Here is a 12,261-nt window from a genome sequence, read left to right as displayed (position 1 = left end):
CAATTACTTCAGTTGATCTGGGTTCAGTTGTTCCAGTTCTGGAATCACGAATAAACCGTTTTTGCGGATGAGGACGTCGTCGAAGTAAATGTCTCCACCGCCGTACTCCGGTCGCTGAATGTTTACCAAATCCCAATGGATGGAGGAGCGGTTCCCGTTGTCGCAGTCTTCGTACGCACTGCCCGGTGTAAAGTGGAAGCTGCCTGTGATTTTTTCATCGAACAGCGTGTCTTTCATCGGATGCAAAATGTACGGGTTAATGCCGAGGGAGAATTCGCCGATATATCGCGCGCCTTCGTCACTGTCGAGAATTTGGTTCAGGCGTTCCGTGTGATTGGCCGACGCTTCGATAATTTTCCCGTCTTTGAAGGTAAATTGAATGTTTTCAAATGTGACCCCTTGGTAGACACTCGGCGTGTTGTACGTAAGGGTTCCGTTGACCGAATTCCGCACCGGTGCGGTGAACACTTCCCCGTCCGGAATGTTGTGCCTCCCTGAAGAGATGCGGACGGGTATCCCTTGAATGGAGAACGTGAGATCAGTTCCCGGGCCTTTTATCCGCACCGTGTCGGTTCGCTCCATCAGCTTTTTCAGAGGTTGCATCGCTTGATCCATGTGAGCGTAATCCATCGTGCACACGTCAAAGTAAAAGTCTTCAAAAGCGGTCGTACTCATGTTGGCCAGCTGAGCCATTGACGGGGTGGGGTAACGCAACACGACCCATTTGGTGTGGTTGACGCGCTCCCTGGTGTGGACGACTTCATTGTACCTCGTCATGTACAGACGCATCTTGTCGTCCGGTACGTCAGACAGTTCGTTCACATTTCTTCCGCCGCGGAGCCCGATGTAGGCATCCATCTCCTTCATCCGTTCCAGTTCAAAGCGGGCGATGTCGTCTATGTGTTCCGGAGACAAGTCGTAATAGAGCTCACGCAGCACGGAATAGTCGTTTACTTTGACGTGGGGGTATCCGCCGACACGGTAGACGGTGCGAATCAACGCTTTGGCGAGGTCGAGTTCGCCGTCCGTCCCAAACACCTCAATCAGTATTTTTTCTTTTGGCTTTAAGTCACACGAGTATTCGACCAGCGTCTTGGCCAGTTTTTCAACGCGTGCGTCGCGCACGAACATCACTCCTTCGCTCATCAAATCCTTCTTTCCAAACAGTCCGTTCTCACGTCCACGAACCGAACCGTCCCGACAGCTTGCACTTGTCTGCAAACGGGACGAGACTGTCCTGACTCTAAAAATCCGCCTTCTGCTTTCTTAGAGTCTTATCGCTCTCACTGTCCTTTCCACGCCACGTGATTTCCCGTTAACGGCATGCGCCGTCCGCACGCGCCGCCCCTTGTCTGAAAAAAGCGACCGCCTCTCCTACTAACGATTGCGTCCCGACGACAGCCATCCACTCATCCTGCTTCAGATCGACTAATCCCAGCTGAAATGCTTCAACGGAACCCTCCTCAAATTCTACCTGAGAGCAGAACGTCTTTGCAACGTTCGCGGCATCATGGGGCATTTTGCCCCGGTCACGGTCAGCGGCGGTGACGATGACCTTTCGCGCTAAGGGAGCGAGGACTGTCATCACGCCAGTGTAGTCTTTATCCCGCGGAATGCCGATGACGAGTACACCAGGTCTATTCGAGAGTCGGGTCAGCGTCTCGGCGACATACTGGGCCGAACGGCGGTGAATGGCCCCATCGACGAAGACGATGGGGTCCCGTGAAACGAGTTGCATCCTGCCAGGCCACGTAGCGGACGCGAGGGCGGTGCGAACGAGGCTGTGCGTGAGACGTCGAAATGCGGGACGTTGTCGCGGTGGGTTCAAACGCTGTACGACGTTTTCGGCACAGGCTACGGCGAGGGCCGCGTTATCCGCCTGAAACTCCCCGATTAACGGCACCATCAGTTTTTCGTACCGTCCCCTTTCTGTTTGAACGGTAAACGCTGTTCCCCTCATCCCGGTGTGAACGCCCGATACGCAGACATCCCGCCCTGCCCACACGATCTCAAGCTCTTTCCAGCCGCCCGTTCTCCGGCGTATCTCCCGCTCTACCTGCGGGTCCTGTTTTCCAATGTACACATGGCGGACAGTAGAGGTGACGACACCGAGTTTGTGCCGGACGACCTCCTGCCAATCGGGCCCTAACTGGGTGAGGTGCTCGGACAGAATCGGCGTTATGACGGCCTCTTGATGAACCACTTGGTTCACATCGTCAAACAGCGCTCCGCGCCCACATTCCCAAATGTTCACATCCGTTCCTTGCTCGTGAAAGTAAAGGGCGGCCATCACCGCAGCGAGCCCGACAGGACTCACGTACTCGTGTTCTGCCAGCCGTTCGGCAATCGGATCCGCGACTTCTTTCACCCGCCTTGCGAGGCGGACAAAATCGCCATCGCTAATTACGTCTCCGTTCAATCGAATGCGCTCTGTAAAGCGGATGAGATGTGGACTTGTAAACAAGCCGACCCGCCAACCGTGCTGTCTTAAAATCCCGGCCAGCATGACCGATGTCGACCCTTTCCCCTTGCTCCCGGCTACCACCACGTTGTAACCTGAGCGGTCGGGAGAAGCGAGGCGATCCAACAAAAGCCGCGTCAACTGCGGGCGGCGAACCTTCTCGTCCAAAGTGTCGGTCAAGCGGTCTTTCGCCCTCAAGTAGGAAGCGTACACCCACTGTTCGACGTCTTGCACTGTCTGCCACTCCGATGCCTTCATCCCACTGCTCCATTCTTTGTGAAGTGTTCGACTTCGCGTCAGTCTACGCTTTTTCCCTCTTAATTTTATGTTATGATAGTGGTGAGAGGGGGAAGCACTATGTTTCGTTTCCAAGCGCTAGAAGGAAACAAACAAGACATGTACCGCCAACTGTTTCAACAGACGACCGCCTTATTAGAGGGCGAAACAAACTGGCTGGCCAATACGGCCAACACGTCGGCCCTCCTTTACCAGCAGTTGCCCGACGTCAACTGGGCGGGCTTTTACTTCCTTCACGGTGACGAACTCGTTCTGGGGCCGTTTCAAGGCAAACCGGCGTGTGTCCGCATCCCGCTGGAAAAAGGCGTGTGCGGTACCGCAGCAGCGGAGCGAAAGACACTCGTCGTACCGGACGTCAACGCCTTTCCCGGACATATCGCGTGTGACGCGGCGTCCCGGTCTGAAATTGTCGTTCCCGTGATGGAAAACGGAACCGTCATCGGGGTCCTGGACATTGACAGCCCAGTGACCGATCGCTTTGACGAGACGGACCAAGCAGAACTTGAGAAATTGGTCGCCCTTCTCGTACGGCGGACGACGTGGCCATCTTCGTTTGCGTAAAAGAGAAGGACATTCGCGCATACATACGACTTTAAAACACGCGCTGTTGATTGGGTCACATATTTGATGTTCACGTCGCCAAGGGACACACGTGTCTACCCACTATTTCACAGGCGGGTTACAGATGATGTGCCAGGCCCGGGCCACTTCGTCTTTCATCCATTCCGGCAACACACTTCCTGGCACGTCGTCTATGGGAAACCAAAAGGCGCTTTCGTGCTCACCGCTTAACAACAGCTCCCCTTCCGGTTGGTGACACGCAAACTTGATCACCACTAAGTGCTTTTCTTCCTGCACCTCATCGTGAATATAGACCGGCCCGACCACTTTCACCTGCAGACCGGTTTCTTCCCACACTTCACGCGCCAGCGCCTCCATAATCGGCTCGTCCGGCTCCAAACCTCCGCCGGGGAAATCCCAGCCGTGATGGTTTTTAGCCAAGCGCTCTTCTTTCGACTTGCGCAGCACCAGCACGCGATCCCCTTGAAAAATGATGGCTTTAGCGGCAATTTTATACGGTTTTGGCATCGTCGGTCCCCCGTTCCATCGTCTACGCCTTTGACGTACCGCGGCGTCTCATTCGGTAAAACGTGCCGGTCGCCGTGGCAATGACGTCTTTTCCCTCGTCATACACGCGTGTGTGCATCACAATGATGGTGCCACCTTTTTGGACGACTTCCGTCTGTGCCGTCAGCCAACCGCTGAGCGCCGGCTTGATAAAGTTGACTTTTAAATCGAGGGTTACGGCACCTTCCGTCGACCCAGTCATCTGAAAGACAGTGGACCCCATCGCCGTGTCGATGAAAGTTGCCGTGATTCCCCCGTGCAGCATGCCGAAGCGGTTCTTCAGGGCTTCCGTCACTTCCATCCGATGCTCGTACAACCGGTCGCGCTCAAGTACCGTGCCGACTTCGAAGTGCATTAATTCCTCAACAAAAGCGAGCGGGCTCATCCGCGATCGCTTCAGAGCTTGAATCAGTTTATGAATTTCCTCCCGCTCATCTGAGTTTAATCCTTCCACTTCTTTTAAGATCGCATCGTGTGTCACTGTTGCTCACTCTTTCTTCGGTGTCGTGAGTGCATTTTTTTTCATTCTAGCGGAGAACGGAAGAAATATCTAGCATACGGCATGTAACAACCAAACAACCGGCCAACCGTATAGAGGCAACGGTCAGCCGGTCGTCGTGATGAAGGGAAGGGGGATTGCATCCCCAACTAGTTCGAGCTGTCCTCCCGCTTTTCGTCGTCTTGTCTTTCGCCTTCTGTTTCAGAGGTAGGATCGCTTTCGTACACGCCCGCTGTTTCCTCCTCTGTCAGCGTATCGCCTTCTTCCCTCCCTCCTCCTTCCACAAACACTGAATACACTTCACCGACTGCGCGCTCCTCCTCTTCAACAGTGTTCGTCAACGCCTTCGACTTATCGAACGGCGAGGTGTCATCTGCGTTTTCACCTTCTCTAGCGAGCCTCTCTTCAACAGTCTCCGTTCCGTCGTCACCTGCCGCCTCGCGATCAACGCGAAATTGAGACAATTCTTCCTCTAATGTGTTCACAACCTCTCCCAGGGAATGGGACAGAGTCACCAAGTGATCAGAAGAGTTCTCCTGGTCTTTTGCCAAAGCGGCCACTTGTTCTGTTGCCGCAGCTGACTGTTGGGCGACAGCAGATATATTTTGAATCGCATCGGACATTTTTTGCTCAAACTGTTGAACGAGACTCAAGGTGTTCATCACCGACGTCAACTGCGACTGCGCTTCCGCCATCTGTTCACGGATACTGTTGAACGCCTGATCTGTCCCCGTCACCGTGTTCCGCTGCAGTTCCATCGCTTCGTTCGTCAGTTTCATGCTGTTCCACGTGCTCTTCATCGCCTGCTGGATCGCTTCAATGCTGCCGCCGATTGTTTCCGTCGCCGACAGCACTTGTTGCGACAAGCGCTGGATTTCGTCGGCGACGACGATGAAACCCCGTCCGTCTTGGCCGGCGCGGTGCGCCTCGATGGCAGCGTTTAGCGCCAAAATTTTCGTTTGGTCCATAATGTCATCAATGAGGTTCGTCGCCTTGTGCACTTCGCCGACTCGATCTTCCAAGAGGCCTAAATTGTCCGTCAGCCGTTTAATTTCTTGTTCCGTTAACTCATTTTTCTCCAGCAAATCGCGAATGGAGTTTCGTCCGTCTTCACTCACCTGAACGGTTTCATTCATGACCTGCTCCAGCTTTTCCGCCTCAGACAAACTTGCCCGCCATTTACTCAGCAGTTCGCCGACGAGTTCTGCCCCCGTTTCCGCTTCCCGCGCCTGCTGATCGGCACCTGCGGCGATGCTTTCCGTCGCCTCCGTGATCTCGCGGTACGTGACGTTGTTTTGTTCGGCCTGTTTGATCAAGTCGTCTGCCGCTTGCTTCAGTTCTTCGCCTGCTCCTTTCGTCCTGCCGACGAAGTTGCGGAAGCGCCTGATCAGTTCCTCGTAACTGTTGTTTAACTGGGCAATTTCGTGTTTGCCTGTAATTTCGGCCTGGGCCGTTAAATCCCCTTCCCCCGCCAGTTTCATCACGCCGCGCATCGCTTCAACAGGTCGCGCCAACTGACGGCCAATGAGGACAGAGGCAATGATGGAAGCGACCGCACTCAGAACGACAGCGCCAAATGTGAAGATGCCGATTTGCTTCACTTGTCCCAACATGGCCGCCAGCGGCACTTCCGCCACTAAAAACCAGTCAGACGTTTCAAGCGGGGCGTAGGAGATCAGTTGTTCACTTTCTACAAACGACCCTGCTTCCCCCTGGTCGAGAAACGTATACGTCTCTTTTTTCGTCCCGAGCTCCCCTTCTTCGAGAGAGCTGACCACAGTCCCGTTCCGGTCCACAATGCGCAGTGTCCCGGTGTTGTTCAGTTCCATCTCCTTTAACAAGCCAGAGAGGGCCGATTCCCTCACTTCGAGCAAAAAGACGTAGTTTTCATCACTGCCAACAGCTTTGACTGAGCGCGCCAGGGCGTACGTCCACTGCTCCCCTCCCTCGCCGATCAGGGCCTCTTGTCTCGTCGGAAACCACACGAGTTTTCCTTCGGCATCAACGGCTTGTTTAAACCAGTCTTGCTCTTCTGGCTGAAAATCAGCGTTCAGTGTGGACACGGTACTGATCAGATCCCCCGATTCACTGGCGACCGTCACCGCCTGTATGTCCAGTCTCGCGTTGGTGATGTTGCGCATTATGTCGCGAATTTCGGATTCACGTTGGTAGTTTTCGTACGCGTCATCCGATTTTTTCGTATTCAGCAAATCAAAGAGCTTCTGGTTCGTAAACAACATCGTAAACACCTGTACCATTTCATCCAGGTGTTGATTGAGAATCTTGTTGGACTCCCCTACCAACTGATTGGTCAGTTCCTGCGTCTCACTTTCAATGACACTCGCTGACCGCTGATACGAAAAAATGCCGAGAAGAATGAGCGGAAGCAAACTGATGATAAGTAATATGACCGTTAACCTGAAACGCATGGAATGCCACTGAATGACAATCTCCCCCTCACACACGTTGTCACTGTTGCTATGTATCAGATTTGAATCAAAAGTCCCTTATATGATTCAGTTATCGGAACGAATGACCTAAATCTTTAGCAGGAGAACGCATCACAAAAAAAGGCGATCCCGTCCTTGTGTCTCGACTTGGATCGCCCACACGCGTACCGATTGCCGTGTGGATCGTATCTATGCCGTTTGGCGGTACTAGTAGGAGTGATTAATGTGGGAAAGGGGTGTCTTGAGACCATTACGTGATGCGATGACCGTTTAAAGTCTCTACCTCTGATGCCGAATCGCGCGACATGTGTCGATACCATAAGCGTCGCCGCACGCATGCTATTCATCTGGAAATCACATGTCCACCTCAGACGACGGGAAGGTTATATGACAATCCATACGTCCAACGAATCACATCGCCTATGCATACCCCAAACTAGCAATTTAACGGGCTAATGCGGTCACTGTTTTCAGCAATACGTCTGCTCCGTCGCCCAGGTCATCTTTCTCCGTCCACTCTTTCGGATTGTGGCTCACTCCGTCCTTTGATCTCACGAAAATCATCCCGACATCCGTCATTCTGGCCATCACCATCGCGTCGTGTCCAGCGCCGCTTGCCAGGTGAAACAGGTCGAGTCCCGTTTCTTTCACCGCATTTTCGATAGTGTCGACGATGCCGGGAGAACAAGATACGGGCTCCAACCGATGCAACACGTCTAACGCGCAGTGGACCTTACGCTCTTGGCAGATGTCATCGATAAATTGTCTCAACGCCTGTTCCACCTTGTCTAATGTCGCACGGGAAAGGGAGCGGATGTCCATCGTCAGTTCGACTTCCCCCGGGATAATGTTGATCCCTCCCGGACGAACCCTTAACTGCCCGACCGTCCCCACTGTATCGGCTTCTCCCTTCACCGTATCTTCCAGGTAAGCCATGACAACAGAAGCAGCAGCGAGGGGGTCCCTCCTAAGTTTCATTGGGGTTGTGCCGGCGTGTCCGGCTTCCCCCTTTAACGTTAAGTGCAGCCAGCGCAACCCGACGATACCGGTCACAACGCCAACGGAAAGCCCCTGACTCTCCAATACTTTCCCTTGTTCAATGTGCAGCTCCAGGTAAGCCTTTACCGTAGACGGATCGCGCTTCGCCTCACGCAATTTGAGCGGATCGTAACCTGCTTCTTTCATCGCTTCCGCGACGGACATCCCGTCTGCATCTTTGTGGCTGTCAAGGGCCTCCTGCGTCAACTGACCGACCAGCGCCTGACTGCCCAACATCCCGGTGGAAAAGCGGGCGCCTTCCTCATCGGTAAACGCCACGACTTCCACCGGATGAGACCCTTGCCACCCGTGTTCCTGTAGGGTATGTAGCACTTCAATGCCGGACAGCACACCGGCTGTTCCGTCAAACATGCCGCCGTTCACCACACTGTCGACGTGGGAACCGATCAAGACCGCGGGAGCCTGCGGGTTTCGCCCTTCCCTTCTCCCAAACAGATTCCCCATCGCATCTTCGTCAACAGCGAGACTCGCTTGCTCCATCAAGTCTGCGACAAACGCTTTCGCCTCTTTTTCCTCTGGGGTAAAGGACAACCGGGTGATCCCTCCCGCCTCATTGCGGCCTATTTTGCCGAGATGCATCAAGTTGTGCCACAACCGGTCACGGTTAATGTTCACTCGCTCTCCTCCCTTCAGTTGTAGAATCCGTGTTAGCCGTCTTCAGCCTACAGCCTTCATGCACGATGACGAGTCTCTGGGCCTCCACTACACCTTTTTTCTTTCGATCTCGAACCGTTCTCTCGTTATCATAGGAGATCACCATACCATAATAACAGAAAACACTTTCGCACATTGATTTGAGGTTTGTCTCGTTCGTCAAAATGCGAAAAAACCGACCGCAATGACGACAAAACTCCACAGGAGCGCCATCACACAAAACCCCATGATGTCCCGCACCTTTAATCCGGCAATCGCCAAAAGTGGCAACGCCCAAAACGGTTGTATCATGTTCGTCCATGCGTCGCCCCAGGCGACAGCCATCGCCGTTTTGGCTGTGTCGACGCCCAGCTCGGCCCCTGCTTGCACCATGATCGGGCCTTGCACAGCCCACTGACCGCCTCCAGAAGGAATAAAAAAGTTTACGATCCCGGCACTTAAAAACGTGAAGAACGGGAACGTCACGTCGTTGGAAATACTGACAAACCACAGCGACAGCTGTTCGGAAAGACCTGATGCGACCATCATTCCCATAATCCCGGCATAAAACGGAAATTGGATGATGATGCCTCCTGCATTTTTGACGCCGTCTGCGACACTGTTCAAAAACCGGCGAGGCGTTTTATGCAGTAAAATGCCAAAAATCAGAAAGGTGAAGTTGACGATATTAATGTTTAGATCCACCCCGTTTTGAACAAAGTGAAAAACGATGAAAACGAGACCTAACAGACCGATGACCACGGAAACGACGACACTGTTTTCCAGACGGTCCGCCGGAGTCTGTGCTCCTCTCACCGAAGTTTCTGTAACCGGTTCGGCTGCAGCTGCCAACTCGTCGTCCAGCAAAGGGGCAATCCTTCCCCCGCTGTCGATGGACTTCAACAACAGGCGGTTTAACAGGGGCAGTGTCACGAGTAACGCCACGACAATAAACAGGTTGTAGCCGGACAGTAACGTCTCACTGATGGGGACGATGCCGATCGCATCTTCCAGAAAATGATCGGCAGTAGCGATCGTCAAAGGAACCGATCCGGACAGACCCCCGTGCCACACTAAAAATCCGCTATAAGCGCCTGCCACTAACAGGCGATAATCAGCTTCAGGTACGACGCGGATGACGTGTCTGGCGATGAGAGCCCCCACGACAAGACCGAATCCGTAATTGATCAAGCAGGCGACCGTCGAAACTACCGTCACCAGTACGACCGCTTGACCCGGTGTCCTCGCTTGGCGGGCCAGATGAGATAGAAGCGATTTGATCGCCGGCGCATTCGCTAAAATATAGCCGGTAACGACGATGAGGGCCATTTGCATGGCAAACGCCAAGAGATCCCAAAAACCCTCTCCCCAGTACTGCACCATTTCAAGCGGGGAGCTTCCGGTAAACACAATGCCGGAAATGTACACGACCACTGTCAACAGGACGGCAAACAAAAACGCGTCTGGCAAATACCGCTGCACCATGCGGTCAAAAAACAGGGTGGTAGACTTCAACACGCTTTCACTCACTCCCTCTTGAAATAAATAATTTTCTTTAACATGCTCGCCCATCCTCAAGTTTTCATTGGAACCTAGTTTAGGCTCCTTTCTGTAATTCAACCAACGGCATAGATCTTTCCTAACGTCACACGGCTAATCACCTTCACCATCAATTTATGACACCGCTTACAAATGTATTTTTTGAATTAGTTTGAAACCCCTCCTGTCCTGCATTATACCATGAAAACAGACGACTTAGTGGTATTAAATGAGAGGACGTCGATTAAATGAGATCCCAATGGATTTCAGTCCCCTCATTTTCGTTCATTTAAAAAGTCCCATGTACTAATTCACTCCATCGACGCCGGTCGTAGGAAACCGGTCGAGAAATTGATGCATTGAATTCCCCACTACCTGTTACACTCCTGATATTGCTATTGTCCCGCCATACCAGACATCGTCATTCCCCGAATAAATTGTTTTTGAGCGATAAAATACACAATTAATACGGGAATGAGGGCAGATCCTGCCGCTGCCATTAGAATAGGCCAGTGTGTCGTGAATTCTCCTTGAAAACTCAACAACGCAACTGGAATTGTTCGCAATTCCTCAGAGTTCGTAATAATCAAAGGCCATAAAAAGTTATTCCAAGACCCCATGAATGCAAAAATCCCTAAAGCTGATAGTGCCGGTTTAGTCAGTGGCAATGCGATCGTAAAAAATATTTTGAAATAACCTGCCCCGTCAATTTTAGCGGCATTTTCCAGGTCTTTAGGCAAAGACATAAAAAACTGCCTCATCAGAAATGTTCCAAACACGTTAAACAATTGAGGAGCAATAATGCCTTGATAACTGTCAATCCAACCTAAATAGCGCATCAAAATGAAATTCGGTACAACTGTTATTTCTATAGGGATCATCATTGCCCCTAAATAAAGTAAAAAGAGCTGATCCCTAAACGGAAACTGTAAACGGGCAAATGCGAAACCTGCACACGAAGAAATCAAGAGTGCACCGAGTGTGACGACAACCGATACAAGAATACTGTTAAGAAAGTACCTGCCAAACGGTAGAAGGGTCCACACTTGTTGGTAGTTTTCCCACGTTGGCTCACTTGGGAACCATTTTATTTCAAAACTAAATACTTCATCTAAAGGTTTCAGAGATGTTGAAACCATCCACAGAAGTGGAATCGCCACTACAATAGCACCAAAAATGAGAAACACGTGCAGAACAAAATGACCGATACGGGTTCTCCGACTTTTACTCAATAACAAGCACCTCCTCTTTAATAATGAACCCAATTTTTCTGCAGCTTCATTTGGATCAGCGTAAAAACAAATATGATCGTAAACAATACCCATGCAGCCGCACTGGCATAACCCATCTTAAAATATTCAAACCCGTTCTGGTAAATAAAGTAAACGATCGTGTTTGTAGCATCCGCTGGTCCACCTTTGGTCATGATAAGTGCTTGAGTAAAAACTTGGAAGGAATGAATTGTTGTGATGACTAAAACAAAAAATGTTGTCGGCGTTAAAACAGGGAGCGTAATATACAAAAACTTCTTGAATTTAGACGCTCCATCAATGGCGGCTGCTTCGTAAAGATGTTGAGAGATGTTCTGTAAGCCAGCTAAAAATAACACCATTGTCATACCGGAATTGGTCCATACACTCATAATGATCAAGGCTGGCATCGCCCATTCAGTACTAGACAACCACTGGGGTGGGTGCGATACCCCAAGAATCGACAAAATGTTGTTCAACAAGCCGTAATTCCCGTCGAATATCCATTGCCATAGTAAAGATACCGCAACAAGTGACGTTACGGCAGGCATAAAATACACCGTTCTGTAAATAGCGACACCCTTAATTTTCTGATTTAATCCCAAAGCGATGATTAAGCCAACCAAAGCTGAAAGAGGAACAGTCAATGCGGTGAAATATAAAGTATTGAACAACACTTTTCTAAACAAAGGGTCATTCATCAATTCAATATAATTGTGAAACCCTACAAAATGTGGAGTAGTAATTAAATCCCAATCAAAGAAGCTCAGTACAAAAGAAGCTGAAAAAGAGATAACCGTAAATACCATAAACAAGACAAAACTCGGGAGCAAAAAAAAGAAAGCAGCCCTATGTTCTTGTTTTTCTAGACGGCTATGCGTCCTTTTTTTTCTCGTCATTGTTGGCCCCATTGCATTGTGCTCCTTCTCACACGTAGTGCACCTG

At 51.2% G+C, this 12,261-nt stretch carries 10 protein-coding genes; 1 reads left to right on the top strand and 9 read right to left on the bottom strand.

Annotation, left to right across the window (positions count from 1 at the left end; translation table 11 throughout):
• Nucleotides 1–3 precede the first annotated feature (3 nt).
• Nucleotides 4–1,125: an aminopeptidase gene (locus B0W44_RS10975; protein WP_077720068.1), complete on the bottom strand. Its 1,122-nt coding sequence runs from the start codon at nucleotides 1,123–1,125 to the stop codon at nucleotides 4–6.
• A 190-nt stretch (nucleotides 1,126–1,315) separates the two neighbouring features.
• Nucleotides 1,316–2,719: a bifunctional folylpolyglutamate synthase/dihydrofolate synthase gene (locus B0W44_RS10970; RefSeq protein WP_077720067.1), complete on the bottom strand. Its 1,404-nt coding sequence runs from the start codon at nucleotides 2,717–2,719 to the stop codon at nucleotides 1,316–1,318.
• Between the two features lie 99 nt (nucleotides 2,720–2,818).
• Here B0W44_RS10970 and B0W44_RS10965 point away from each other — a divergent pair, with 99 nt between their 5' ends.
• Nucleotides 2,819–3,319 carry a GAF domain-containing protein gene (locus tag B0W44_RS10965; RefSeq protein WP_077720066.1) on the top strand — a complete coding sequence of 167 codons (501 nt, stop codon included), beginning with the start codon at nucleotides 2,819–2,821 and terminating at the stop codon, nucleotides 3,317–3,319.
• A 102-nt stretch (nucleotides 3,320–3,421) separates the two neighbouring features.
• Here the strand turns inward: B0W44_RS10965 and B0W44_RS10960 are convergent, their stop codons facing one another.
• From B0W44_RS10960 to B0W44_RS10930, 7 genes are all read right to left on the bottom strand, one after another.
• Complete coding sequence (locus B0W44_RS10960) at nucleotides 3,422–3,847, bottom strand: NUDIX hydrolase (protein ID WP_077720065.1); 426 nt, start codon at nucleotides 3,845–3,847, stop codon at nucleotides 3,422–3,424.
• A gap of 22 nt (nucleotides 3,848–3,869) precedes the next feature.
• Nucleotides 3,870–4,367: a PaaI family thioesterase gene (locus B0W44_RS10955; RefSeq protein ID WP_077720064.1), complete on the bottom strand. Its 498-nt coding sequence runs from the start codon at nucleotides 4,365–4,367 to the stop codon at nucleotides 3,870–3,872.
• A 167-nt stretch (nucleotides 4,368–4,534) separates the two neighbouring features.
• Complete coding sequence (locus B0W44_RS10950; protein ID WP_077720063.1) at nucleotides 4,535–6,814, bottom strand: methyl-accepting chemotaxis protein; 2,280 nt, start codon at nucleotides 6,812–6,814, stop codon at nucleotides 4,535–4,537.
• Between the two features lie 465 nt (nucleotides 6,815–7,279).
• Complete coding sequence (locus tag B0W44_RS10945; protein WP_228441020.1) at nucleotides 7,280–8,509, bottom strand: Zn-dependent hydrolase; 1,230 nt, start codon at nucleotides 8,507–8,509, stop codon at nucleotides 7,280–7,282.
• A gap of 198 nt (nucleotides 8,510–8,707) precedes the next feature.
• Nucleotides 8,708–10,042: a short-chain fatty acid transporter gene (locus B0W44_RS10940; protein WP_077721356.1), complete on the bottom strand. Its 1,335-nt coding sequence runs from the start codon at nucleotides 10,040–10,042 to the stop codon at nucleotides 8,708–8,710.
• 419 nt (nucleotides 10,043–10,461) lie between these two features.
• The gene (locus B0W44_RS10935) at nucleotides 10,462–11,298 is read right to left on the bottom strand and encodes a carbohydrate ABC transporter permease (RefSeq protein ID WP_228441017.1); all 837 of its coding nucleotides are present in this window, start codon (nucleotides 11,296–11,298) and stop codon (nucleotides 10,462–10,464) included.
• A gap of 17 nt (nucleotides 11,299–11,315) precedes the next feature.
• Nucleotides 11,316–12,215 (bottom strand): carbohydrate ABC transporter permease, encoded by a 900-nt coding sequence (locus B0W44_RS10930; protein WP_077721354.1) that lies wholly within the window; start codon nucleotides 12,213–12,215, stop codon nucleotides 11,316–11,318.
• Nucleotides 12,216–12,261: the final 46 nt, after the last annotated feature.

Origin of the sequence: Novibacillus thermophilus, assembly GCF_002005165.1 — a bacterium.
GTDB classification, from domain to species: Bacteria; Bacillota; Bacilli; order Thermoactinomycetales; family Novibacillaceae; genus Novibacillus; species Novibacillus thermophilus.
This window is presented reverse-complemented; position numbering and strand designations above follow the sequence as displayed.

What these genes read in the sequence shown, in the direction of transcription:
- B0W44_RS10930 (WP_077721354.1), bottom strand. Translation starts at nt 12,215, where the DNA reads ATGACGAGAAAAAAAAGGACGCATAGCCGTCTAGAAAAACAAGAACAT.
- B0W44_RS10970 (WP_077720067.1), bottom strand. Translation starts at nt 2,719, where the DNA reads ATGAAGGCATCGGAGTGGCAGACAGTGCAAGACGTCGAACAGTGGGTG.
- B0W44_RS10965 (WP_077720066.1), top strand. Translation starts at nt 2,819, where the DNA reads ATGTTTCGTTTCCAAGCGCTAGAAGGAAACAAACAAGACATGTACCGC.
- B0W44_RS10960 (WP_077720065.1), bottom strand. Translation starts at nt 3,847, where the DNA reads ATGCCAAAACCGTATAAAATTGCCGCTAAAGCCATCATTTTTCAAGGG.
- B0W44_RS10950 (WP_077720063.1), bottom strand. Translation starts at nt 6,814, where the DNA reads ATGCGTTTCAGGTTAACGGTCATATTACTTATCATCAGTTTGCTTCCG.